Genomic DNA, 26,096 nt, shown 5'->3' on the forward strand with positions numbered 1-26,096 from the left:
GTTTTTCAATATCAGGGAGATACGCAGGATAGAGATTAAATCAACATTCGCGCGAAAAATCCATCGAGAGGGACACGGGTTCAAAGACTCATTCAGTAAAAAAGGAAACGAACCGGAGGGTTACGCCCCGGTTCAGGCGAAACTGATCCAGTTGATGTTGACGTAGTCGGTCGGGAACGCAAGTCTCAGCCGGTGCTGCCCTGCCGGCAGGGTCACCGGCACCGAGACGGTCCGGAAGGCGGGCCAGTCACCGGTGTTCGGGACGCTCACTGTCGCGACCGGGGTCGTACCGTCGTCGACATAGACCTGGATCGATGAACCGGAGTGGGAGGAAGCAACACGGAACCCGGCCGTGTAGGTGCCGGCCGTGCTGACGTTCACGGTGTACCCAAGCCACTCGCCGGAACGGATCCAGCCGACGTTCGGCGACCCGTCGGTGTCGAGCTGTTCGATATCGACGTCGTCGTGCCGGTAGACGCCACCTTCATTGCCGGCAGTGGTGTCGTGGTAGGCGACACCCTCACCGCCGAGGTCGTAATCCTCGGCCTGCAATGTTCCTGGGATCGTGTGCGGGCCGTTGTAGGCTGAACCGGTGACGGTCACCGTCGGTGAGATCGTGGTTGGGGCCGGGGTTGTTGTCGTGGTCGGAGTCAGTACCGCGGGTATGGTCACGACCAGAGTTTTGTTGGTAGACCCGGCCGCGTTCGTCGCGGTCTGGTTGATCGTGTAGGTGCCGGGTTGCCAGTAGGTGTAGGTGAAGTTCGGATAGGCGGTGGTCGCCCCGTCGCCGAGGTTATAATGGACTGAAGTCGCGTTCACCGCAGTGTTGATGACCTGAATGCCCATCGAACCCGGGCCGCCCGGGAAGGTGACCGTGAAGTTCGCCACCGGCAGATTCGGATTGGTTGGTGTTGGTGTCGGGGTTACGGTCGACGTCACGGTCGGCGTAACTGGTAAGGTCACCGTCGTTGTCGGCGAGACAGTCATCGTTGGAGCCGGCGTTGTCACGGTTGGTACAATGGTCGTGATCGTCGGCGAACCGGCCGGCACCGTCACCGCGACGGTCTTCGTCGAAGACCCGGCGTCGTTGGTTGCGATCAGGGTGATCGTATAGGTGCCGGGCTGCCAGTAGGTATACTTGAAGTTCTTATAGGCGGTAGTCGTACCGTCGCCGAGGTCGTACTTCAAGGTGGTGGCGTTCGTCGAGGCGTCGGTGACCTGGATGCCCATCGAGCCCGAGCCGGCCTGGTAGGTGACCACGAAGTTCGCGAGCGGCAGGTCATGCCCGGACGAGGTCGGCAGCGGGGTCACGGTCGTCGTTGCGGTCGTCAACGTCACGGTTGGGGTGACGGTTGTTGTAGTGGTTGGAGCTGGCGTTGTCGCTGTCACCGTTGTCGTTACGGTTTGGGTCGGCGCCGTCGCAGTCGGTGAGACGGTCGGTGTTCCCGGTGTGGTGATGGTGATGTACTGTGGGATCGTCTTCACATCAGCCCCGGTAGAACCGATGGCGACGAGGGAGACAGTGTAGGTGCCGGCTGCCGAGTAGGTGTGGACCGGGTTCTTATCGAACGATGCCCCGCCGTCGCCGAACTGCCAGAAGTACTGTTGGACAGAACCAGAGGTCGCATCAGTGAATTGCACGGCGAGCGGAGTCTGGCCGGTCGTCACATTCGCGCTGAAATTCGCTACAAGCGGCGGCACCGTCGCGGTTGGCGTCGGGGTCACCGGTATCGTCGTGGGAATCGTCGTCGGAATCCTCGTCGGCACAGTCGTTGGTACTGTTGTTGGTGGTGTGGTCGGTGCCGTCGTCGGAACAGTTGTCGTTGGTGCGGTGGTCGGTGGCACCACGGCATGGACGGTGATGTAGTTCGTCTTTACCGAGGTGTTGGAACCGCCGGCGTTCGTCACCGTCAGGTTCACCGTGTAGTTCCCTGCCGCCGTATAGGTGTGGACCGGGTTCTGCTCGGTCGAGGTATTGTCGTCACCGAAGTTCCACGACCTGGTCGCCGGGGAACCTATCGACAGGTCAGTGAAACCGACTGAGAGCGGTGCGGTGCCGTTCGTCACGTTCGCCGTGAAGTTCGCAACCGGGGCAAACACCGGGGCATGGACCGTGATATAGTCCGTCTTGTTCTGGGAGGCATTCCCCCCGGCGTTCGTCGCCGTCAGGTTCACTGAATAGTTACCGGCCGCCATGTAGGCATGGACCGGGTTTTGCATCGTAGAGGTGGTGCCATCACCAAAGTCCCACAGCCAGGAGGTTGGAGAATTGGTCGAAAGGTCAGTGAAACCGACCGATAGCGGGGATGTCCCATTCGTAACGTTCGCCGAGAAGTTGGCCACTGGAACGGGCACCTGGGTGACCGTGATATAATCCGTCTTGGTCTGGGTGGCATTCCCCCCGGCGTTCGTCGCCGTCAGGTTGACGGTGTAGGTCCCGATATCCGAAAAGGTGTGGACCGGGTTTTGCATCGTAGAGGTGGTGCCGTCACCGAAGTCCCAGTGCCAATCCGTTGGAGAATTGGTCGAAAGGTCAGTGAAACCAACCGACAGTGGGGATGTCCCATTCGTAACGTTCGCCGAGAAGTTGGCCACTGGAACGGGTACCTGGGTGACCGTGATATAGTCGGTCCTGATCGAGGTGTTGTTCCCACCAGTATTGGCCGCCGTCAGGTTCACCGTGTAGTTCCCGATATCCGTAAAGGTGTGGACCGGGTTCTGCATCGTAGAGGTGGTACCGTCACCAAACTCCCAGAGCCAATCCGTTGGGGAATTGGTCGAAAGGTCAGTGAAACCGACGGTCAGCGGAGACGTGCCGTTCGTTACGTTCGCCGTGAAGTTCACAACCGGGGCAAATATCGGGGCATGGACCGTGATGTAGTTGGTCTTTGTCGTGGAGTTGCTCCCGCCGGGGTTCGCCACCGTCAGATTCACCGTGTAGTTCCCGGCTTCCGTGTAGGTATGGTCTGCGAACCCTAAATCGGTCGAGGTAGTGCCGTCACCAAACTCCCAGTGCCACGAATCCGGGGAACCGGTCGACTGATCGGTGAACTCGACCTCGAGCGGAGCGGTGCCGTTCGTCACGTCTGCCGTGAAGTTCGCCACAGGCGGGGCTAATGTTTCAGGGAGGACGGCCAGATAATAGTCGTCCGGCAGATTCCCTCTCCTTGAGACGCCGGGGAAATCCGACGGGCAGGCCAAGGCAGAGTCCATCTGGTTCATGGAACGGTCATAAAATTCAATCATTGGATAATACAGATTATTACCCAAATTCTGAGATTTTGTCGCTGCAATGAGGTAATGAGAGGCAGGATCCACGGCCAGTGCCATTATGGTATCACTATCCGAAACCGAAGCAATCCCGGTGTTGAAATTGGAAGTGGAGGTATTCCAGCTGAACATGCATTCGGAATCAAGGAGGGAATAATATGCTTTCATATAGAGACAGTGGTTCTCACTGTCGACGGCAAGTGAGGAGATCTGACTGAGCCCCCATACTCCGAGAGAGATATCATCCAGAGACGCTCCCGTCACCGTACTATATCGATGGATCGAGCCGATATCCGGATCAGGATCTTCTGGCAATACATAGAGAATATTAGCGACCGAATCCAGAGCCAGTCCGGAACAACGTTCGGGAAGGACAATCGTCATCCCGTCGTAGTTCAGCGTTTGATTAGTTGAATCCCATGCAAACCCGACCAGATCTTGATTTCCATTATCATAGATATACAGGCGGCTATGCTCGGGATCGTACACACTATTCAGGGGATAGTCTATACTTATACCTGAAAGCGGGATCGGCGATCCCTGCACTGCCATCGTCGTTGCATTGAGGATTGTGACGGACGTAGTCGACCTATCCGTGACGAAGAGCGTCCCGTTGGGGGCGTCCTCAGCCAGCCCCTTGAGGAGGAAATTTTCGGAAGGCCAGGAGACATTTTGCTGGTACTGGGCAGAATAACCGGACACAGAGAGTTCACTCACCAGGTTGGAGTTTGTCGACGGAACCGGTGTTGAGGCGGGAGCGACTCCAACGAACAGCGACGATGCAGATACCGGGGTGCAGCAGATCGCGACCAGCACGATCATCAGCAGCACCCATCTCATTTTTTCCGTTGTAACAATCATTAAAACCAGATCGGATTTTGTATTGGTATATTGAAAATTGGGGGAAGAACCAATAAACGCTTCGATTTGCATGGCAAATCTCTCGGCACATATTTATATACCAGAACAGAGATCGGGATGATTTTTACTTATCCAGGAGATGAACAGGATGGAACCAAAACCGATATTCGCGCGATTTATCCGTCGAAAGGGGCACTGGTTCAGAGAATCATTCAGCAAAAAAGGGAACGGACCGGAGAGTTACACCCCAGTTCAGGTGAAACTGATCCAGTTGATGTTGACGTAGTCGGTCGGGAACTTCAACATGAGTCGGTGCTGACCGGCCGGCAGGGTCACCGGCATCGAGACGGTCTGGAAGGCCGGCCAGTCGCCAGTGTTCGGGACGCTCACCGTCGCGACCGGGGTCGTACCGTCGTCAACGTAGACCTGGACGGTTGAACCACTGTGAGAAGACGCAACCCGGAATCCGGCGTTGTAAGTGCCGGCGGTGGTGACATTCACCGTGTACGCGAGCCACTCGCCGGCACGGATCCAGCCGACGTTCGGCGAGCCGTCAGTGTCGAGCTGCTCGATATCCACGTCGTCATGCCGGTACGCACCACCCTCATTGCCGGCAGTGGTGTCGTGATAGGCGACACCCTCACCGCCGAGGTTATAATCCTCGGCCTGCAGCGTTCCGGGGATCGTGTGCGGACCGTTGTACGGGGTGGAGGTCGGGGTCAGGTGCACGGTTATATCCACGTTCTGGTCCTTGCCGGGATGTTCTGTGATGACCCCTGAGACAGTGGAGTATCCGTCTTTCTGGACTGTGTAGGTTCCATAGGGTGATCCAGTAACATAGACAGGTATCTTCAGGATCCCCTGTGCGATTGTACCCATTGTGGTCTGATCGAAGATGACCGTCGCCCCGTCAACATTACAGTGGACGGTATACCATCCCTGATCCCCGCCGATAGGCGGGAACGTGATCGTCGGCGTTGGGGTGGTCGCTGGCACGATAACCTCGACCGTCTTCATCGATGATCCCGCAGCATTGGTCGCGGTCTGTTCGATCGTGTACGTCCCGGCCTGCCAGTAGGTGAACTGGAAGTTCCGATAGGCGGTAGTCGTACCGTCACCGAGATCGTAGCGGACCGAGGTTGCGTTCGTCGAGGTGTCGGTCACCTGGATCGCCAGCGAGCCGGGGGCACCGGCCATGACCGTGAAGTTCGCCACCGGCAGGGCTCCGGTCGGTGTCGGTGTTACCGTCGATGTTGGAGTTACTGTCGGGGTTACTGGGGCGGTGACGTTGATGAAGTCCTCAATCGTCTTTGTCTCAGTTCCATTGGAGCCGACGGTCATCAGCGAGACCGTGTACTGGCCGGGCGTATCATAGACGTGGACCGGGTTGGAATCCATCGAGGTCGAACCGTCACCGAAATGCCAGAACGAGTACTGGACAGATCCGTTCACCGACTCGTTGAACTGCACCGGAAGCGGTGAGAGACCGGTCGTCACGTTCGCCGAGAACCCGATCGTCGAGGGGTCGCCGACCGTGATGTACCCCGGCTTCTGGACGAAGACACTCCCATAGTTGGGCTCGGAGACCGTCAGCATCACCGTGTATGACCCGGAGGTCGTATAGGTGTGGACCGGGTTCTGTTCGGTCGAGGTCGCACCATCGCCGAACTGCCACTGGTACCCGTCCGCACCGCTGGTGGACTGGTCGGTGAACTGCACCGAGAACGGCGTCTGGCCGGAGGTCGCATTGGTCGTGAAGTTCGCCACAGGCACGTCGTTCACGATGACACATCGGTACTGGGTGCAGGTGTCGCTCGCCTGGTCGTTCGAGGCGGTCAGGGCAACGTTATAGGCGCCGGTCCGGTTGTAGACATGCGTCGGGTTCTGCTCGGTCGAGGTCGTGTTATCCCCGAAATCCCACTTCCAGGCGGTCGGCGAGCCAACGGACTGATCCATGAACCGGACTGAGTACGGAGCCTGGCCGACGTGGCCAAAGGCGTAGAAGTTCGCCGTGAAGGCCCGGGTGAGCTGGATGTTATAGAGATGAGTTCCATCCCCATCATAGATACCAAACGGAATGGAGGAAGACAGATATCCATCCTTGGTCGCAATCAAGTAATATACACCCCTGAAGGAGAGGCCATTTTGATTAAGGCCTGCATCTTGCAACCGAATATAATAATATCCATTACCATCCGAGGTACCCGACGAGGGACCCAGAGAGACATGCACACCCGATAATGGCTGCCCCGTAACAGAATCAGTGACGTACCCTGAAACCTTTCGGGTGAGTTCGATCTGCCCAAGATCCTTTGATCTGGCTGAAATTTCTGCAGCACTAAATGAATAGGTGATCTCCCTATCACGGTACTGGTAATCAGCAGCCTCAGGAGGCGTGAGGCCCAGGGTATAAGAAATCCCGCTCTGGGAATTATCCACTTCGATTGAGAAAACCCCATTAGAATCAGTATAAAAATGAGGACCGGGCACTTGTGAGGTAGTGATCTCTACATGGTTTATTGGTTGATGGGTGTAGGAATCAACTACGGTACCTGTTAGCGTCTCTGTGTGCATTGCCGTCACCGGCGGGATAAGCAAAAGACTGGAGACGAGGATCAGCACGATCAGCGGCCTGATCAGTCTTTGAAGTTGTGTTGTCATGGTTTGAACCTCTCTTTTTTGGTAAAGGATGATTGGAATTTTTAGTACATTTGAGGACGAGTCATCATAAATAATCACCATATTTGATCCCACGAACTTTCTGATATTTCGCACGGGAATATCTGCAATTCCAAGAATATCAGATTAAAAGCCGTTAAGGATCATTGATATTCAAAATCACCGGCTGGAATGGGATATTCAGGATGATAATAGAACAACCCCTCCAGGACACTCCATCACCAGGAGGGGCACACCCCATCAGGAATTGTTCGGACCTCCGACCCTCGAATCTTCCCGTGTACTATGAAATGCTTCAAACCATCCGTGCCGTCGAAAAAAACCGGCCGCACAGAAGTTTCACAGGAAAAAAAAGAGATGACACCCGGTCCCTATCAGGCGAAACTGATCCAGTTGATGTTGACGAAATCGGTCGGGAACGAAAACTTCAGTCGGTGAGTACCGGCCGGCAGGGTCACTGGAACCTGAACGGTCTGGAAGACCGGCCAGTCGCCAGTGTTCGGGACGCTCACCGTCGCGACCGGGGTCGTACCGTCGTCAACGTACATCTGGACAGATGAACCTGTGTGGGAGGAAGCAACACGGAACCCGGCCGTGTAGGTGCCGGCAGTGCTGACGTTCACGGTGTACCCAAGCCACTCGCCGGCACGGATCCAACCGACGTTCGGCGACCCGTCGGTGTCGAGCTGCTCGATATCGACGTCGTCATGCCGGTAGACGCCGCCCTCGTTTCCAGGGGTGGTATCGTGGTAGGCGACACCCTCACCGCCGAGATCATAGTCCTCGGCCTGCAGGGTGCCGGGGATCGTGTGCAGGCCGTCAAAGGCCGAACCGGTGACGGTCACCGTCGGTGAGACCGTGGTAGTTGGGATGGTCGGTGGGATTGTGGTCGGGATCGACCCAACCGGCACCGTCACCATAATGGTCTTATTGGAAGACCCAGCCGCATTGGTCGCGGTCTGGTTGATGGTATAGTTCCCAGGCTGCCAGTATGAGTAGGTGAAGTTCGGGTAGGCAGTGGTCGCCCCGTCGCCGAGGTTATAATGGACCGAGGTCGCATTCACCGCGGTGTTTGTGATCTGGATGCCCATCGAGCCAATGCCACCCGGGAAGGTGACCGTGAAGTTCGCCACCGGGAGATTCGGAATGGTTGGTGTCGGTGTCGGGGTGAAGGTTGAGGTCACAGTCGGCGTGACCGGTGTGGTCATGGTCGTTGTCGGCGAGACGGTCGTCATAGTTGGGGCCGGCGTCGTCACGGTCACCGTCGGCGATACGGTCGTGGTCGTGGGTGATCCGGCCGGCACCGTCACCGTGACAGTCTTCGTTGAGGACCCTGCATCGTTCGTCGCGATCAGTTTGACCGTGTAGGTGCCAGGCTGCCAGTAGGTGTACTTGAAGTTTTTATAGGCGGTGGTCGTGCCGTCGCCGAGATCATATTTCACCACGGTCGCATTCGTCGAGGCATCGGTGACCTGGATGCCCATCGAGCCGGCACCGCTCTGGTAGGTGACCACGAAGTTCGCGATCGGAAGCGGGGCCACGGTCGGCGTCACCGGGATGGTCTTTGTCACGATGGGAGTGATGGTTGTTGTAGTGGTTGGAGCCGGCGTTGTCGCTGTCACTGTTGTCGTCACGGTCGGCGAGACCGTCGGTGTTCCCGGTGCAGTGACGGTGATGTACTGCTCATTCGTCTTCACCTGCCATCCATTTTGATCGATCACAAAGAGAGAGATGGTGTACTTCCCGGCTGCCGAGTAGGTGTGGACCGGGTTCTTATCGAACGAGGCCCCGCCGTCGCCGAACTGCCAGAAGTACTGCCTGACCAGACCGGTGGTCGCATCAGTGAACTGCACGGCGAGCGGAGTCTGGCCAGCCGTCACATTCGCACTGAAGTTCGCTACCAGCGGCGGAACCGTCGCGGTCGGCGTCGGGGTCACCGGTATCGTCGTCGGGATCGTCGTCGGAATCCTCGTCGGTACGGTCGTTGCTGGTGCTGTTGTTGGAGCAGTTGTCGTTGGAGCGGTGGTGGGCGGCACCGGGGCACGGACAGTAATGTAGTTCGTCTTCGCCGTGGTGTTACTCCCGCCAGCATTGGTTGCCGTCAGGTTCACCGTATAGTTCCCGGCATCCGTGTAGATGTGAACCGGGCTCTGCTCCATTGAAGAGTTGCCGTCACCAAACTCCCAGAGCCAGGAGATCGGAGAACCCGTCGACAGGTCCGTGAACTGGACAGGGAGTTGTCGGTTTCCTGCTGTCGTGTTGGCGGTGAAGTTCGCGACCAGTTGCTGCAGAATCGTGAAGGTGCCAGCCCATTTTACCTCGGCCCCATCCCCATTCACAACCACAATCCCCCAATCCCCAAGGGCTGCATTCCTGAGGTTGAAGGTTCCGGTGATGGCGTTTCTATCAGGTGTCATCGCAACCGAACCGGCCGTGATGTTCGTCTGGCCGGCCTTCACAAGCCTGACCTCCTGTGGTGAGATGATACCAGAGGTGGTGAGCGTGAAAGAGACCGACGTGTTGTTGGTCTCTGCATGGTCAGGGGTGCAGTTGTTGAGTGCAATCGGGGTGAATGTGATATTATGGAGGGAGGGATTGAGAAAATCAGATGCCCCAAGTTCAGTGGAGTATGGCAGATATCCATCCTTCATCACTGTCAGGTTCACGGAGGAGATGTTAGTCAGAACGAGACCATCGGGTATCTCCAATTGAGAAAGATAGTACCCCGAATTATCCGATGTCGCCGAACCGGAGGTCACTACCAATGAATGCACGGTGAGGGTGATGTGCGCCCCCGATACCGGTTGATTAGCAGAATTGGTTACATATCCTGCCAGATACGGAGTGAGTTCGATCGTCCCGAGATCCTTTGAGCCGCGTTGAAGTTCAGCAGATGAGTAAGAGAAGAGGCTACTATGAGACCAGTAGGTGTTCGACGCCAGGACATTCAGAGCATTACCATTTATGTCGACTACGGTAGGGGTGACATTACTCAAGGTGAAACTTCCATTCCCCGTGGAAGTAACCTGGTTCCCGTTAATAAGGATCTTCGCATTGGACACCGGCAGACCGGTGAATCGATCGACGACGGTACCGTTCAGGGTCTGGGTCAGGGTGAGCTGGAAGTCTTTTGATATTACAGACCCTGATAGCGAGATCAGGTTGTTGTTGTTCTCCACATATCCATTCTTATGAATATCACAGAGCGGGACTGCGAGAGAATCAGAGGTTTGGAAATCGAGCGAATAATGTCCGTCACTGTCCGATGACGTATTGTTCGAGGTTGTCTTATAGCCGTGAATGGAGATTGTCGCATTCGACACAGGCTGACCGGATTGTGAATCAGTAACAGTACCGGTAAGGGTCCGGAGGACCGGGGTGAGTTTGTAGTCTTTTGATATAACAGACCCTGATAGCGAGATCAGGTTGTTGTTGTTCTCCACATATCCATCCTTATGAATATCGCAGAGCGGAACGGCGAGAGAACCCGATGTTTGAAAATCGACCGAATAGTGCCCATCACTATCCGATTGAGTATTGTTCGAGGTTGTCTCATAGCCGTGAACGGAGATTGTCGCATTCGATACAGGCTGACCGGTGATCGAATCAGTAACAGTACCGGTAAGGGTCCGGAGGACCGGGGTGAGTCTATAGTCTTTTGATATTACAGACCCTGATAACGAGATCAGGTTGTTGTTGTTCTCCACATATCCATCCTTATGAATATCACAGAGCGGAACGGCGAGAGAACCCGATGTTTGAAAATCGAGCGAATAATATCCGTCACTGTCCGATAGAGTATTGTTCGAGGTTGTCTCATAGCCGTGAACGGAGATTGTCGCATTCGATACAGGCTGACCGGTGATCGAATCAGTAACAGTACCGGTAAGGGTCCGGAGGACCGGGGTGAGTCTATAGTCTTTTGATATTACAGACCCTGATAGCGAGATCAGGTTGTTGTTGTTCTCCACATATCCATCCTTATGAATATCGCAGAACGGAACAGCGAGAGAACCCGATGTTTGAAAATCGACCGAATAGTGCCCATCACTATCCGATTGAGTATTGTTCGAGGTTGTCTCATAGCCGTGAACGGAGATTGTCGCATTCGATACAGGCTGACCGGTGATCGAATCAGTAACCGTACCGGTAAGGGTCCGGAGGACCGGGGCGAGTTTGTAGTCTTTTGATGTAGATGATCCTAAAAATGCAATTGGGTTGTTGTTGCTCTCCACATATCCATCCTTATGAATATCACAAAGTGCAGCATAGATATAACTTGATACAGAAAAAACAAGCGAATAATGCCCGTCACTGCCTGAGGATACACTGTTCGTTGTAACCCCTGTGCCATGGACGGTGATTGTCGCACCCGACACTGGTAAACCAGTGATTGAATCAGTAACAATGCCAGTCAGGGAGACAGATTTCGCCGCCACAGGCGTGATCATCAGCAGGCACGAAACGATGAACACCCCAATCAGCAGCCACGTCATTCTTTTGAGTAGATTTGCCATGATTCAATCCTCGTATGATTATAGAAATGCATATGAAGAATGAGAAACTTACTTATATTATCTCCGATTTTAAGCGTATTGACCGTATCATTTTAAAAATATTCAGGAGATTAGTTATTAACCTCAAGAAATAGCCCATTGATTAAAAGGAATTTATATACGTAATTGATAAAAGAAGGGAATGTACAGTCCCGAAAGTATTTCCAATGAGAATAACTATTAACCTCAGATTACTTTTATCCAATTATAGACCTCTTAACACAAGCACGTTCGGGAACTTCTTTTTCAACCTGGAATATGCTGATATCGCAACCCCTGGCGAAGATCCTCTCCATGGGATCAGCAGTATGATCGACGGGGAACGGCTTCGCCCTCTTCTGTCCCTGGCGTATCGGAGTGATACTGAATTTGGTGATCATCCTCACATCGACGTGATTGTGCTCATGAAGTTACCTGCTCTCCAGCAGTGGTCTGGCCTTTCTGATTCTGAACTCGAACGACAGGCAAGCGATCGAATCTCGTTCCGGTACTTAAATAAAAATCGGGAACTCACAGGTTCCCCTCGAAATTTTCATCTTGTATGCTTATGGACTTCGGTATCGTGTCTTTTTTCTGAGTGTTCCTGAGATTATCCCCAATCGTTCGACGATCTGGTCGTTTAAGAATCTGTTGATTGAGGTTGAGGTACTGGATGAGATCTGGAACGAACTACAGCATCAGATCGATGCACGTGGACTTCAGGTAAAACGTGGTGTCATTCAGGATTCAACATTCATCACTTCAGATCCCGGTCATGCCCCTGTATAGAGACTCAAAACGAGCCCGGTTATAAAGTATCCTCATCTGGATATCCGGTCTACAGAGGGGTCTGATATAAAAAAAGGAGGTGATCCAGGTGATGTTGACGTAGTCGATCGGGCACTTCAACGCCAGCCGGTGCTGGCCGGCCGGCAGGGTCATCAGGGAGCTGGCTCTTCCAACACCCGAGTTCACAATATATTAAACAATGTCACAATATCCCCGAAGTCGACACGCCCGTTTCGATTGAAGTCGAAGGCCACTGTCGGTTCATTATCAGAGATCCAGTCGATCTGGTTGAAGTATTGAATCACATCGTTGAAGTTAAAAACCCCATCGCCATTCACATCCTCATATAGACCATCCTGGTCCAGATCGTGGGGCGGAGTATCAGACGAAGGAAGTGACCGTATCAGTGTGCCGCTGACGGTGATGACAACAGACATGGTGATGACCGGTACCAGATTACCTGAATCATCGTCCAGTTGATACCGGGTCACATCCAGACTGGTTGTCCCAGGCAATTTCCCCTGAACCGTGAGATTGCCGAGGGGGATATTAGACATCCGTCCCTGGACCCTATTCCCAAGGTCCGCACCCCCGATTGTGACCGCAGATGAAGGAAGATCATAGTATTGTGGTGTCGAAGACCAAACGGGTGGGCTGGCTCCAACAATATCAAGGACTGAGGGATTAGCAACGGATACAATGACCTCAGACCCCGAAAGGCCGGTATCTATTCCAGAGAGGGTGAGATCAAACGATTGGTGTTCACCAAGGACCAGCGTTTTTGTACCTGGGACAAAGTCAAGGGTGGCATAGGTCTGCACAGGCGTGAACCGCTGAATGCGATTGTTACCAGTATCGGCCACATAGACGGTACCTTCACCATCAACCGTTATTCCGCATGGAGAAACAAATTGGCCTGATTCCGAACCATAAGAGCCCCAGGAGGTGATGAGGTCACCTGAAGACGTGAACTTCTGGATCCGATTATTGCCAGTGTCCGCAACATAAACACTCCCACCGGTGTCAACAGCGACACTGGTCGGTCTGTTGAACTGGCTGGCCCCAGAGTTGGATATGCTCCTTGTCGCAACGAGGTCACCGGTCAATGTGAATTTCTGAATGCGGTTGTTACCGGTATCTGCGACGTAGATATATCCTATTCCTGTGTTGTCCACAGCAACACTGGTTGGTCTGTTGAACTGCCCAACTTCCGAACCATAGGAACCCCAGGAGGTGACAATATCCCCCGAGGATGTGAATTTTTCAATGCGGTTATTACCCGTATCGGCCACATAAACATTGCCAGCACCGTCCACCGCAATCCCCTCAGGGGAGTTGAACTGATTGGTCCCCGAGCCCTTAATTCCCCATTGCGTGTTGAAGTTACCATTTACCGTGAACTTCTGAATCTGGTGGTTACCCGTATCAGCCACATAAACATTGCCAGTGCTATCCACTGCAACCCCGTGGGGATAGAAGAACTGTCCATGCCCAGAACCGATCCTCCCAATTGATGAAGGCATCTGTGGTAAGCTAGCCTTCGTGAAGAACGATATACGATCGTTGTTCATGTCGGCCACATAAACATTGCCAGTACCATCCACCGCAATCCCTTCAGGGGAGTTGAACTGATTGATCCCAAATCCAGGGGTTCCCCACAGTCTGGAAGATAGATATGTCTCTGTTGCCGTCACGGCCTGGACACTACCGCAGAGGAGGAGCAGGATGCAGAGTAATGAGAAAACCTTCAATGAGAACCACCATAAATGGATTAAAATTAGTCTGAACGATTAATACGGTTTTCTCTTTTACTTTATCAGCAGGCTCCTGTTGATAAAGACGATGATATTAAAAAAAGATCAGTACCGGTAGTACCGGCCCTTCTCATCGTACTCGCCCTGCGGCTCCGCTGAAACCTCCTCAGCAGCGACCTCCTTGAAGAGCAGCGCCTTGTAGGTGGTCATCAGGGTGAAGAAGAACAGGAAACCGACAAAGTAAAGACCCGTGGTGATCATGGCCCCATTCGACCCGATCAGTGCGAAGAGTTGATCCTGAGTGAAGGCCGCCGCCTCGACGGGAGTCATCGTTGCGATCGGTGTCAATTGCTGGTACAGGGCCGCAGTCCAGATGACCAGCAACGGGACACCGATCCCCAGCGCAACCAGAATAGCAGCGAACAGGAATCTGACCGCCGCCATTGGGACCCGGCTCACCACCGCAACGGACCGCCGGATCGCATTGAAGACGCTCTGTTCCTCAAAGACCGCAGCCGTGTCGTAGAAGAGCGTCAGCAGGGCAAAGACCGCGATCACCAGCATCATCACCAGCGCCACCAGCCCTACAGAATCGGTCTGAACCAGAGCCATCATCAGCCCGGTCGCGACGACCGCGATGGCCACCGCTCCGAACGCCACCAGCAGCCCCGGCAGCAATACACGGAAGTAGTTGCGCGAACCTTCTCGGATCAGACTTTTGAATGAGGCATCATCGGCCTTGATCGCACCGTACACCGCTGCAAACGCAAACGGCATCAGCACCAGTTCCACGGCAAGCAGCCGCGGTGCGATGAACGTCTCCCCGGTCAGCGAGAACCAGATCTGGATGGCATCCAGCACGGCGATCAACACCCCCGGGATGAAGAGACCCGGCATCCGCTTGAGCAGTCGTAACGTGTCGACGAACACCCGTTCACCTCACGCGGGGCATCGCCGCGATCTCGCGAACCTGCAGATCGAAGAAGGAGGCGGTATACGAGGGTCTGATCACACAGACCGTATCCGCACCCGACCCGGTCCCTCCGACAGCGACCACCTCGTCATCGATGGAGATAATCCCCTGATCGGCTGCGATCAGCACGCACTCCACCGCAACCTTCAGCCCGACGGCGACGGTTTTACGGAGCGCCTCGGCGATCGCTTCAGTCCTCGAACCGCCGCCGACCTTTGGTGACCGTGCGAGCGACCGCTCAAGCCCGGAGAGGACATGGGTGCCGGTCACCACGGTGGCGCCGGCCGCCTTCAGGGTTGCAGCGGCTTCGGACGAAAACTCCCAGACACCCGGTTTCGTAAACCCATAGACGTGAGTCACCACCACGAGCCGCAGACCGGCCTTCTGCACATACGGCAGAAAGGCGAGGGCCGTCGACCCGGTGGTACTGGCCAGCACGATGGTGCTGCATCCAGCCTCCTCTGCCCGTGCAACCGCACAGGCTGCTGCGTCGGCCGTGTTTGCGGGTCCCGGCGAATCGAAGTAGATCGTGGATCTGGTTGTATAAGACATAGCCTCTTCCTCGTATGGATCAGCATAGGGAGGAGGATCCCGATAAAATGCTCGTCCGAACGGGAAGCAACTAAAAATAACGCGATCTGATCGGGATCAGATCTCGATCAGATCATATGCCCCGATGCCGAGGCCGATCTCTTCGGCGTACTGGACCTGCCGGCGTCCGTCGGTGACACACCGGAGGCCGGTGAACTTGTCCTCGCCGGCGGCGAAGTGATCGGTCAGCATGGTGTCGGAGAACCCGATCTGCTGATTCACCAGATCGAAGCTGGCTGCATCGATCGCCACCGGATCGTTGGAGGCCAGGATCCCGATGTCAGGGACGATCTGTCGGTCCGACCAGGGCACGCAGTCACAGTCCGGCGTGATGTTCAGCAGGAAGTTCATATATCCGATCCTCCCCTCCTTGGTCTTCGCCGCCCCGGCAGCATACTCGACCATCCGTTCGGTGAACGTCGGGATATCGGTCTCCCAGTCCACATCGATCGCACGCTCCGGACAGACGGTCATGCATTCAAAGCAGCCGATACACCGGTCTTTACTGATCAGCGCCGCACCCTCGTCCATCCCGATCGCCTGCTGCGGACAGACCGGCAGACAGGTCTGGCAGCCGATACAGAGATCGCGAACGACCATCGGCCGGGCCGAATGCTGCTCCCGCTTGCCGGCCGGGGATGCACACCCCATTCCGAGATTCTTGATCGCCCCGCCAAACCCGGCCACCTCGTGCCCCTTGAAATGGGAGAGCACGATCATCGATCGGGCCGCCGCGATGTCGCCGGCGATCTTCACCGAGGAGAAGTGCTTCCCCTGCACCGGCACCGACGTGACATTGCCGCCGCGGAGCCCGTCGGCGATGATCACCGGGGCGTTGACCACCGCGTAGTCGAAACCATGGCCGATGGCCGTGGTGATGTGGTCGACCGCATCGGACCGCGACCCCAGGTACAGGGTGTTGGTATCGGTCAGGAACGGCCGGGAACCCGACTCCTTCACCTTGTCCACCACCTGCCTGACCAGGACCGGGTTGATATACCCGTCACCGCCGGCCTCACCGAAGTGAAGCTTGATGGCCGTTGCCTCGCTGGGTGTGAGATGCCCGGCAAACCCTGCCCGTTCGAAGAGGGCACGCACCCTGCTGATCTTGTTCTCACCAGGGGACCTGGCCCGCACACGTGCAAAATATACCGGAGACGCCATACCGGATACTATGCACTGAATCTTCTGATAAAAGATTCGACATATCCGATACCTCCATCACCGGGATCCAGTTCCACAACATTTTTTATACCGGCTGCCAGAGGAACTGGCATGCAGTACACGATAACAGGCGACAACCTGCAGATGGTCACCCTCTCCCTTGTAGAGGGTGAAGAGATCGCCGCCGAAGCCGGGGCGATGGTCAATATGAGCGGCAATATGAAGATGACCAGTGCGGTGACCGGCGGGCTCTTCAAGGGGCTGAAACGGATGGTAACCGGCGAGAGTTTCTTCCTCTCCCACTTCACCCCATCCGGGGGCGGAGGACAGGTGGCCTTCGCCGGGAACGTGCCCGGCAAGATCGTTCCGGTCTCCTTCAACGGGAACGAATTCATCGCCCAGCGGGACGCCTACCTCTGCGCAGAGATGGGGGTCGACCTGGACATCGCCTTCACCAAACGGATCCGGGCCGGCATCTTCGGCGGCGAAGGGTTCGTGATGCAGAAACTGAGCGGTCACGGAACGGCCTTCCTCCACTGCTGCGGGGATGTCGTTGAGATGACCCTCGCCCCGGACCAGGTGATGAAGGTCCAGACCGGGCTGGTCGTCGGGTTCGATTCGACGGTCAGGTACGACATCGCCCGTGCCGGCGGGGTCACCACCATCCTCTTCGGCGGGGAAGGGCTCTTTCTGACGACACTGCAGGGGCCCGGAAAGGTGGTGCTCCAGTCGATGGACGTGGCAAAACTGGCACAGGCGCTCACACCGTTCCTGCCTCATCCCGAATCCGGGTCACAATGATGAGAGGGATTATTCAGGAGCCCCTCAACCATTTATTATCATCCCTCACCCTCCCGGAACCGGGAATCATCGTTCGAGGAAAACGGACGCATAACAACCTGGTGCACATAATCTCTTCGATCGTTGCCGCTTCTCGAACGTCTGATTAAGAAAGTCTAATTAAACATAAAACCGGAGATAATAGTGAAGATTAAAGGGGTGCATGCATGAACGAAGTGCCGAATATTCTATGGCTCGAGGAGATAAGGAAAGAGGATATTCCCTCCGTAGGAGGGAAAGGTGCTTCACTCGGTGAGATGGCATCCATCGGACTTCCGGTCCCGAAAGCATTTGTGGTGACAGCTCAGGCATTCCGCAGGTTCCTGGTTGAGACAGGACTTGAGGATACACTGTTCCAGAGGATGGAGAAACTCGATGTCGAGAACAACGAATCTCTCGAGGCAACAGCTGCAGAGGCAATAGCATCAGTTATTGATGCAATGATGCCACAGAAGATCCAGGACGATATCAAAGCAGCATACCATAAAATGTCTCCAGAGGAGATGATCGTCGCGGTCAGGTCGAGTGCGACCGCAGAGGATCTCCCGGATGCCAGTTTTGCAGGGCAGCAGGAGACATACCTGAATATCAAAGGGGTCGATGACCTGATCGAAGCGGTCAAGATGTGCTGGGCCTCGCTCTATGGAGCCCGGGCCATCTACTACCGCTCAAAGCAGGGATTCGACGACCGGAGTGTGAACATCGCCGTCGTCATACAGCAGCTGGTCCACTCCGAGAAGGCCGGCGTGATGTTCTCCAGTCACCCGGTGACCGGCGAGCCGCTGACGATCATCGAAGGTTCGTGGGGGCTCGGTGAAGCCGTCGTATCAGGCACGGTCTCTCCTGACAACTATATCTTCGACCAGCGGACCGAGAAGGTCGTCGACCAGTTAATCGCCAACAAGAAGGTCGAGATCGTCCCTGACGGCAGGAAGGGGACGAAGGTCGTCGAGGTCTCACCCTCCAGGCAGGACGCCCAGGTCCTCTCGAACGATGAGGTGGCCAGGCTCGCGATGTTCGGCAAGATCGCCGAGGACCACTACGGTGTTCCTCAGGATGTTGAATGGTCGATCATCGGAAATTCGCTCTATATTCTGCAGTCCCGCCCGATCACGACGATCGGAATGGCGAACGGGAAGAACGCACCCCTGCCCACCGGGGCTATCCAGGGGAAGATCCTCGTCCAGGGCCAGGGAGCCTCTCCGGGGATTGCAACCGGCAAAGTCGTGATCCTGATGGACGCAAAGGACATCGGGATCGTCAAGGAGGGCGACATCCTGGTCACCCGGATGACCAACCCCGACATGGTCCCTGCGATGCGCAAGGTGAAGGCGATCGTGACCGACGAGGGCGGAATGACCTGCCACGCCGCGATCGTCAGCAGGGAACTCGGCACACCGGCCGTGGTCGGAACCAGAAACGGAACCGGTACCCTCAGACAGGGGCAACTGGTGACCGTCGACGGTGAGAAGGGAGTCGTCTACGAGGGGGCAGTCCAGGCTGCACCAGCAGCGGCAAACGCCGGGCAGCCGGTGGCAGCCGCGGCGCCGGTGATCACCGCCACCAGCGTGAAGGTGAACGTCTCGCTTCCAGAAGCTGCGCAGCGGGCTGCAGCCACCGGAGCGGACGGGGTCGGGCTGCTCAGGATCGAGCATCTGATCCTCGGGCTGAACAAGACGCCGAACTGGTTCATCAAGAACGGAAAGGAAGAGGAGTTCATCCTCGAACTCTACAACGGGATCAAGACCGTGCTGGACGCGTTCCCGGGGAAACCGGTCTGGGTCCGGACTCTCGACGCACCGACCGACGAGTTCCGGAACATGGAGGGCGGCGAGGACGAGCCGATCGAACACAACCCGATGCTCGGATGGCGTGGAATCAGGCGCGACCTCCGGAGCCCCGAACAGTTCAGGATGCAGGTCGAGGCATTCAAGCGGCTCTGGAACGAGGGCTACGACAACATGGGCCTGATGTTCCCGCTGGTCGGGCATCCTGACGAGTTCATCCAGGCCAAGGCGATGCTCGCCGGCTGGGGTGTCGACGTCGAGAAGGTGACGCTCGGTATCATGATCGAGATCCCGAGCAGCGCCGTCCTGATCGAGGACTTTGCCAAGTGCGGGATCAAGTTTGCCTCGTTCGGCACCAACGATCTGATCCAGTACACGCTGGCGATCGACCGGAACAACGAGCACCTGACCGATATGTACAAGCCCAAGCACCCGGCCGTGCTGAAACTGATCGACTCTGCGATCAGGGTCTGTAGAGACTACGGAATCGAATGCTCGATCTGCGGTCAGGCCGGATCTGACCCGGTGATGGCAGAGTGGCTCGTCGATCACGGCATCAGCAGTATATCAGCAAACATCGACGCAATCGCTAAGATCCGACATGCCGTGGCACGCACCGAGCAGCGGATACTTCTTGAAGCGGCGAGAAAGAACAATGCTCAATAAAGGGCTGGCTGAGGAAGAACTCTTCTCTTTCCTCTCGAAAAAGAGAGAGGAAGACCTCTGTCACTCTCATATTTTAAGTTCGATGTGCACGGTACCTCACCCAATTGCGGTGAAGGCACATCTGATGTTCATGGAGACGAACCTCGGAGATCCGGGTCTCTTTCCGGGCACCGCCTCTCTCGAACGGCTGCTGATCGAGCGGCTCGGCGACCTCTTTCACCACAGGGAGGCCGGCGGATATGCGACCTCGGGCGGGACCGAGTCGAACATCCAGGCCCTTCGGATTGCAAAAGCTCAAAAGAAGGTCGACAAACCGAACGTGGTGATCCCCGAGACCTCGCACTTCTCGTTCAAGAAGGCCTGCGACATACTCGGGATCCAGATGAAGACCGTCCCGGCGGACCGGTCCATGCGGACTGACATCAGTGAGGTCAGCGATGCGATCGATAAGAATACGATCGCCCTGGTCGGAATAGCAGGGAGCACCGAGTACGGGATGGTGGATGACATCGGTGCCCTCGCCACGATCGCAGAGGAGGAAGATCTCTACCTGCATGTCGATGCGGCATTCGGGGGGCTTGTAATACCGTTCCTCCCGAACCCCCCGGCCTTCGACTTCGCCCTCCCCGGGGTCTCCTCGATCGCCGTCGACCCGCATAAGATGGGGATGAGCACCCTGCCGGCAGGGGCGCTGCTGGTCCGCGAACCACAGATGCTCGGGCTGTTGAACATCGACACCCCGTACCTGACCGTCAAGCAGGAGTACACCCTGGCCGGCACCAGGCCGGGCGCCTCGGTGGCCGGGGCTCTTGCTGTCCTCGATTACATGGGCAGGGACGGAATGGAGGCAGTGGTGGCCGGGTGCATGAAGAATACCAGCCGGCTGATCCGGGGGATGGAGACACTCGGGTTCCCGAGGGCCGTGACCCCGGACGTGAACGTGGCCACCTTCATCACAAACCATCCGGCCCCGAAGAACTGGGTCGTATCCCAGACCCGACGGGGACACATGCGAATCATCTGCATGCCGCACGTGACCGCCGACATGATCGAACAGTTCCTCATAGACATTGGAGAATAAGTGAGACTAGAATGCTTGAAAAATTGGTGACGTCCCTAGAGACCTGTCCGATGGTGCAGCGGAATGGATACAACTATTTTATTCACCCCATCTCCGACGGGGTGCCGATCGTTGAACCCGAACTCCTGCGGGAGATCGGGTGTGCGATGGTGAAGATGCTGGACCTGGATAAGGTCGACAAGATCGTGGTCGCCGAGGCGATGGGGATCCATATCGGAACGGTCCTCTCCCTGATGACCGGCATCCCGATGAACATCGTCAGAAAGCGGGAGTATAAACTCCCCGGCGAGGTGGCGGTCCACCAGACCACCGGCTACTCCAAGGGGGAGCTGTACCTGAACGGCCTCTTCGCAGGCGATCGCGTGGTGATCATCGACGACGTGATCTCCACCGGCGGGACGGCACGGGCACTCCTCTCGGCCCTCGGGCAGATCGGTGTCGACGTGGTCGACATCTGCGTTGTGATCCAGCGCGGGAACCCGGATATCGGCAGGGATTATAAATCACTGACGAAGATCGAGGTGAACGAACGGGTCCATGTCATCGATAAACACTGCTGACCTGATCGGAGAACTCCACCGACGGGGGGCTCACCGTGTCGCACTCCAACTCCCGGAGGGGCTGAAGCGGCAGGGAGCCGGGTTGGCCGGGGACCTGAAGGCAGCCGGCTTCTCAGTGATTCTGAGCGGGGACCCCTGTTACGGGGCCTGTGACCTGGCCCTCTCCGCCCTGGCCGAGGCCGACGTGCTGGTGCATATCGGGCACACCCCGGTCGAGGATCACCCGCAGGTGATCTGCCTGCCCTTCGAGCAGGACTTCGATCTCTCCTCCCTGGACCAGGCCATCCCCCTGCTGCAGGAGAGACGGATTGGCCTCATAACCACCGTTCAGCACGCCCACCTCCTCGCTGCTGCCGCACAGTACCTGGCTGACCATGGGATCGAGGCCGTGATCAGAGATGGTGCTGGGCGGACCCCGGCAGCCGGCCAGGTACTCGGGTGCACCTACCGGGCGGCACGGATCGATGGAGTGAACGAGATCCTCTTCATCGGGACCGGTCTCTTCCATCCGATCGGGGTGCAGCTGGCCACCGGGAAACGGGTGATCGCCCTCGACCCGTTCACACGGAATGCCGGGGTGGTCGACAGTTCACGCCTCCTTCGGCGCAGGTTCGGGCTGATCGAGCAGGCAAAAGAGGCAGAATCCTATGGAATCCTGCTCAGTACCAAATCGGGCCAGCGACGGGCGGCCCTGGCAGAACGCCTGGCCTCCCTCGATGACCGAGCGATGATCGTCACCCTCCAGGAGGTGAGCCCTGACGCACTGCTGAACCTCGGATTCGGGTGCTACGTGAACACGGCCTGTCCGAGGATCGCCTACGACGACCAGGTCCGGTTCCCGGTACCGGTGATCACCCCTGAAGAGTTCGAGATCGTCTGTGGTCAGCGGAACTGGGACGACTACGCAGTCGACGAGATACGATGAAACTGAAGAACCTGGAGATGGCCCTCGAGAAACTCAATACCTTTGAGCGCCCGAGAGCAGACCTGGAACAGTACCAGACGCCGGCCCCAGTCGCGGCCAGGCTCCTCTATCATGCCCTGATGCAGGGAGACCTCGAGGACCGTTCGATCCTCGACCTCGGATGCGGCACCGGTGTCCTCACCTGCGGGGCAGCGATGATGGGAGCCGTCAGCGTCACCGGCATCGACATCGATGCCAGGGCCATTCAGGTCGCAGAAGCGAACGCAAGACGCTGTGGTATTTCGGCCACCTTCATCACCGGGGATGTGAGCGACCAGACGCTCCCCCTCGACGGTCCCTTCGATACGGTGATCATGAACCCTCCGTTCGGGGCTCAGAAGAAACATGCTGACCGGCCGTTCATCGACCGTGCCCTGCTTGCAGGGAAGGTGGTCTACGGGATCTTCAACCAGGGGTCGCTCCCATTCATCCAGAGTTATATCGAAGGCAGAGCGACGATCGAGAGCGTCGTCGCCGCAGCCTTCCCAATCAAAAAAACTTTTTCATTTCACAAAGAACGGATACGGGAGATCCCGGTCGAGATCGTTCTTTTGAGGCGAATCGAAGCGTGAAAGAAGAGACATCCACAATTCTTGGCTTATCGTCAGCTCACCTGGTCACTGACATCTATATGACCGTCATCCCGGCGGTCCTGCCGTACCTGATCGCTCATCACGATCTCTCGTATTTTCTTGCAGGGCTGCTGGTCACCATCTACAACCTCGCATCCTCGATGACCCAGCCGCTCTTCGGCTGGCTGGCAGATACCCGGGGGTTCATGATCCCGCTGGTGCTGAGCGTCACCGGCAGCGCCGTCTTCATCTCCCTGATGGGGTTCACCGATTCGTTCCCCCTGCTGGCCCTCTGTGCCGGAATCGCCGCACTCGGCCACGGCTCGTTCCACCCGATCGGCCTCTCCTGCATCAGCCGGTTCTGCACCGACCAGAATCGAGGTCGGATGCTCTCGTACTTTGTGGTCGGGGGGAACATCGGGTTCGCCCTGGGTCCGGTGCTGGCCGGCATCGCCCTCGCCGTTGCAGGGCTCCAGGGAATGGCCCTGCTCCTGCTGCCAGTCCTCGTGCTGGTACCGGTTCTCCGTCGGATCCACCCGGACCTCTCCAGCCGGCTGAATCCTGAGAATGAAATCCATACAGAAAGTCCCCATCCATCACACTGGCCGTTCCTGCTGCTGATGTTCGCCTCGACATTTCGGGCCTGGGGGCTCTTCGGCGTGGTCGCGTTCCTGCCGTCCTACATGGTCCAACTCGGCTACCCGGTGATGAGCGCGGATCTGAGCATCTCGTTCATGCTGATCGGAGGGGTGATCGGACAGATCGCCGGTGGAAGACTCTCCGATCGCTACGGACGCAAAGAGTTCGTCCTCGCCGCCCTGGGCCTCTCGATCCCCTGTTTCTACGGGTTCCTGCTCCTGCCAGGGATCTACTCGCTCGCCTCGCTCCTTCTCTTCGGGTTCTGGCTCTGGTCCACCTTCTCGGTGACCGTCGCGATGTCCCATGAACTCCTCCCGAACAACATCGGCCTCGCCTCGGGTTCGATCATGGGGGTCGTGGTCGGAGCCGGCGGCCTCGGGGTCGCCCTGAACGGGATGCTCGCTGACCAGAGTTCGCTGTTGACCGCGATGATGGTGCTGCCGGTGACCATAGCGGTCAGCGTCATTCTCTTCCTGGTCACCCCGTATCCGCTGAAGATCGGTCGGCTAGTTGCCGGCCATCTCCATCGGCATCATTCAATCTAAAGCCAGCCGCGCCGGGAGAAGTAGACCAGCATTCCAGAGGCGATGACGATCATCACCCCCCAGAGCACCGGATACCCCCACGGGAGGGAGAGCTCCGGCATGTACTGGAAGTTCATCCCGTACACCCCGACTAGGAAGGTGAGCGGGATGAAGATGGTGGCGATCAGCGTCAGAAACTTCATGATCTGGTTCAACCGGAAGCTGACGCTGGAGAGGTAGATATCGATCATCCCGGCGATGATATCCCGGAACGACTCGATCGCATCGATCATCTGGACGGTGTGATCGTAGACATCCCTGATGTAGAGGATGGTCTCCTGGTGGATGAGGGGCGAGTCCGATCGCTCCAGCGAGGAGATCACCTCGCGGAGCGGCCAGACTGACCGGCGCATGAAGATCATATCCTTCTTGAGCTGGTGGATCGCCGAGAGGGTGGCCGGGTCGGGACGGGTCAGCAGATCGTCCTCGAGGAACTCGATCTTCTCGCCGAGGTTCTCAAGGACCACGAAGTAGTTGTCGACGATCAGATCGATCAGGGCGTAGGCGAGGTAATCGCTGGGATGGGTCCGGATCCTGCCGTCCTTTCTGATCCGGTCCCTGACCGGTTCAAAGACAGCGTCCGCCGACTCCAGAAACGTGATCAGGTAGCGCTCACCAAAGATCACACTCACCTGCTCGGCCTCCATCTCAGAGTCCACACCCCTACTGGTGATCAGCTTCATCACCATGAACAGGTAGGCGTCGAACTCCTCGAACTTGGGGCGCTGCCGGGTGTGCAGGATGTCCTCGAGGATCAGGGGATGGACCTTAAAACGCACCCCAATCTGTCGTATCAGACCGATATCCGAGAGACCGGTCACGTTGATCCAGGTGACCTTCATCGCAGGGTCCAGGGGGGGAAGGTCGGCAATCGAGCCGATGGTCTCCTCCTCCCAGTGCTCGTCATTGTACCGGATTACCTGGATGGAGACCGTATCGGTCAGTTCCTTATCCAGTGGGACCAGCGACCCGGGGGGCATGCCCGGTCGAAGGGGCCGCTTTCGTTCCCGTTTCTTCATGCTCTGATCATTCGGACGATCTGCTATTTGTGTCTATACGTTCATTCGACTCAAACAAGGCGACCACCCGCAATCCGACCGGGATTGGAGTTCTTCAAGAGATCAAAAACAACCCATTTCGGATAATTGATTCCTGATAATAAATAAAAGAGTTTATTAGGCATCATTCTCCAATCAACAGATGAGAACTCATGGAGATCGTAAAGATTCCAAGGATGGAGAAGAAGGAGTATGACCTGCTGATCGAGGAGGGATATATCAGCAGGATCGCATTCCAGGGAGAGAAGTACCCGTACATCGCCCCATTTCTGTATGTGTTCGACGGCAAATTTCTGTACTTCCTCTCGACCAAGTACGGCAAGAAGATCGAATACTTCAGAAAAAGCCCTTATGTCTCAGTCGAGGTGGAACGCTACACCAGCGACCTCTCCTGCTATACCTTCGTGACGATGCAGGGGAGGCTTGAAGAGGTGGAGGATTCGATCGAGAAGAAACTCATTCGAGAGCAGTTCATCGAACTCATCACAGAGAAACACCTCTCAAAGAACATCCTCGGTGCTCTCGGCCACTCCCCAGAGGATCCACCTGAAGTGATCGCCAGAGAGGAACGGTCACTGGTCTGGCGGCTGATAGGGGTGAAGGATCTGGTAGCCTTGAAAAATCTCTGATGAGATTTTTCGCGTCCATTCAACTGTTCGCCCGTCCTTTCGGCCAGGCGAACAGTCTCATGGATTGAAAAATCTCTGATGAGTCCCTTCGTCATTTACT

The 26,096-nt window shown here is 56.5% G+C and carries 19 protein-coding genes; 9 read left to right on the forward strand and 10 right to left on the reverse strand.

The window, feature by feature from the left end; all coding sequences use genetic code 11:
- Positions 1–132 precede the first annotated feature (132 nt).
- The 4 genes from MPAL_RS14680 to MPAL_RS16475 all read right to left on the reverse strand — a co-directional run bounded on the left by MPAL_RS14680 (position 133) and on the right by MPAL_RS16475 (position 11,746).
- Positions 133–4,110 carry a PKD domain-containing protein gene (locus tag MPAL_RS14680; protein WP_052292253.1) on the reverse strand — a complete coding sequence of 1,326 codons (3,978 nt, stop codon included), beginning with the start codon at positions 4,108–4,110 and terminating at the stop codon, positions 133–135.
- A 273-nt stretch (positions 4,111–4,383) separates the two neighbouring features.
- Entirely contained in the window at positions 4,384–6,792 is a 2,409-nt protein-coding gene (locus MPAL_RS14685) for a PKD domain-containing protein (RefSeq protein WP_012618688.1), read from the reverse strand.
- Between the two features lie 392 nt (positions 6,793–7,184).
- Positions 7,185–11,327: a PKD domain-containing protein gene (locus tag MPAL_RS10340; RefSeq protein WP_012618689.1), complete on the reverse strand. Its 4,143-nt coding sequence runs from the start codon at positions 11,325–11,327 to the stop codon at positions 7,185–7,187.
- 236 nt (positions 11,328–11,563) lie between these two features.
- A complete protein-coding gene (locus tag MPAL_RS16475) occupies positions 11,564–11,746 on the reverse strand; it encodes a hypothetical protein (protein ID WP_048145337.1) in 183 nt (60 codons plus the stop codon).
- Here MPAL_RS16475 and MPAL_RS17620 point away from each other — a divergent pair.
- Entirely contained in the window at positions 11,675–11,953 is a 279-nt protein-coding gene (locus MPAL_RS17620) for a transposase (RefSeq protein ID WP_158303671.1), read from the forward strand. The two genes, MPAL_RS16475 and MPAL_RS17620, sit on opposite strands and share 72 nt — an antisense overlap.
- Positions 11,954–12,107: 154 nt before the next feature.
- Here MPAL_RS17620 and MPAL_RS10350 read toward each other — a convergent pair whose 3' ends face one another.
- The 5 genes from MPAL_RS10350 to MPAL_RS10370 form a co-directional block, all read right to left on the reverse strand.
- Entirely contained in the window at positions 12,108–12,320 is a 213-nt protein-coding gene (locus MPAL_RS10350) for a hypothetical protein (RefSeq protein WP_148208222.1), read from the reverse strand.
- Positions 12,317–13,885 (reverse strand): dockerin type I domain-containing protein, encoded by a 1,569-nt coding sequence (locus MPAL_RS10355; RefSeq protein ID WP_012618691.1) that lies wholly within the window; start codon positions 13,883–13,885, stop codon positions 12,317–12,319. The genes MPAL_RS10350 and MPAL_RS10355 overlap by 4 nt, the downstream gene beginning before the upstream one ends.
- 108 nt (positions 13,886–13,993) lie before the next feature.
- Positions 13,994–14,818: a DUF7847 domain-containing protein gene (locus MPAL_RS10360; RefSeq protein ID WP_012618692.1), complete on the reverse strand. Its 825-nt coding sequence runs from the start codon at positions 14,816–14,818 to the stop codon at positions 13,994–13,996.
- Positions 14,819–14,822: 4 nt separating this feature from the next.
- Positions 14,823–15,413: a pyruvate kinase alpha/beta domain-containing protein gene (locus MPAL_RS10365; RefSeq protein WP_012618693.1), complete on the reverse strand. Its 591-nt coding sequence runs from the start codon at positions 15,411–15,413 to the stop codon at positions 14,823–14,825.
- 96 nt (positions 15,414–15,509) lie between these two features.
- Positions 15,510–16,616: a DUF362 domain-containing protein gene (locus MPAL_RS10370; protein ID WP_012618694.1), complete on the reverse strand. Its 1,107-nt coding sequence runs from the start codon at positions 16,614–16,616 to the stop codon at positions 15,510–15,512.
- Between the two features lie 111 nt (positions 16,617–16,727).
- On the opposite strand from MPAL_RS10370, the gene MPAL_RS10375 reads away from it, so the two are divergent.
- The 7 genes from MPAL_RS10375 to MPAL_RS10405 all read left to right on the forward strand — a co-directional run bounded on the left by MPAL_RS10375 (position 16,728) and on the right by MPAL_RS10405 (position 24,270).
- A complete protein-coding gene (locus tag MPAL_RS10375; protein WP_012618695.1) occupies positions 16,728–17,417 on the forward strand; it encodes a TIGR00266 family protein in 690 nt (229 codons plus the stop codon).
- A 206-nt stretch (positions 17,418–17,623) separates the two neighbouring features.
- Positions 17,624–19,909: a phosphoenolpyruvate synthase gene (gene ppsA, locus MPAL_RS10380; protein ID WP_012618696.1), complete on the forward strand. Its 2,286-nt coding sequence runs from the start codon at positions 17,624–17,626 to the stop codon at positions 19,907–19,909.
- The gene (mfnA, locus tag MPAL_RS10385; RefSeq protein ID WP_012618697.1) at positions 19,899–20,990 is read left to right on the forward strand and encodes a tyrosine decarboxylase MfnA; all 1,092 of its coding nucleotides are present in this window, start codon (positions 19,899–19,901) and stop codon (positions 20,988–20,990) included. Before ppsA ends, mfnA begins: the two co-directional genes overlap by 11 nt.
- Positions 20,991–21,001: 11 nt before the next feature.
- Entirely contained in the window at positions 21,002–21,550 is a 549-nt protein-coding gene (gene hpt, locus MPAL_RS10390) for a hypoxanthine/guanine phosphoribosyltransferase (protein ID WP_012618698.1), read from the forward strand.
- Positions 21,528–22,475, forward strand: coding sequence for a diphthamide biosynthesis enzyme Dph2 (gene dph2 / locus MPAL_RS10395; protein WP_012618699.1), 948 nt, complete (start codon positions 21,528–21,530; stop codon positions 22,473–22,475). The genes hpt and dph2 overlap by 23 nt, the downstream gene beginning before the upstream one ends.
- Positions 22,472–23,086: an METTL5 family protein gene (locus tag MPAL_RS10400; protein ID WP_012618700.1), complete on the forward strand. Its 615-nt coding sequence runs from the start codon at positions 22,472–22,474 to the stop codon at positions 23,084–23,086. The genes dph2 and MPAL_RS10400 overlap by 4 nt, the downstream gene beginning before the upstream one ends.
- Entirely contained in the window at positions 23,083–24,270 is a 1,188-nt protein-coding gene (locus MPAL_RS10405; RefSeq protein WP_012618701.1) for an MFS transporter, read from the forward strand. The genes MPAL_RS10400 and MPAL_RS10405 overlap by 4 nt, the downstream gene beginning before the upstream one ends.
- On the opposite strand, the gene corA is transcribed toward MPAL_RS10405, so the two are convergent.
- A complete protein-coding gene (gene corA, locus MPAL_RS10410; RefSeq protein WP_012618702.1) occupies positions 24,267–25,328 on the reverse strand; it encodes a magnesium/cobalt transporter CorA in 1,062 nt (353 codons plus the stop codon). The genes MPAL_RS10405 and corA overlap by 4 nt on opposite strands.
- 191 nt (positions 25,329–25,519) lie before the next feature.
- Between corA and MPAL_RS10415 the strand changes: the two genes are divergently transcribed.
- Positions 25,520–25,996 (forward strand): pyridoxamine 5'-phosphate oxidase family protein, encoded by a 477-nt coding sequence (locus tag MPAL_RS10415; protein ID WP_012618703.1) that lies wholly within the window; start codon positions 25,520–25,522, stop codon positions 25,994–25,996.
- Positions 25,997–26,096 lie beyond the last annotated feature (100 nt).

It is taken from the genome of Methanosphaerula palustris E1-9c (assembly GCF_000021965.1).
GTDB classification, from domain to species: domain Archaea; phylum Halobacteriota; class Methanomicrobia; order Methanomicrobiales; family Methanospirillaceae; genus Methanosphaerula; species Methanosphaerula palustris.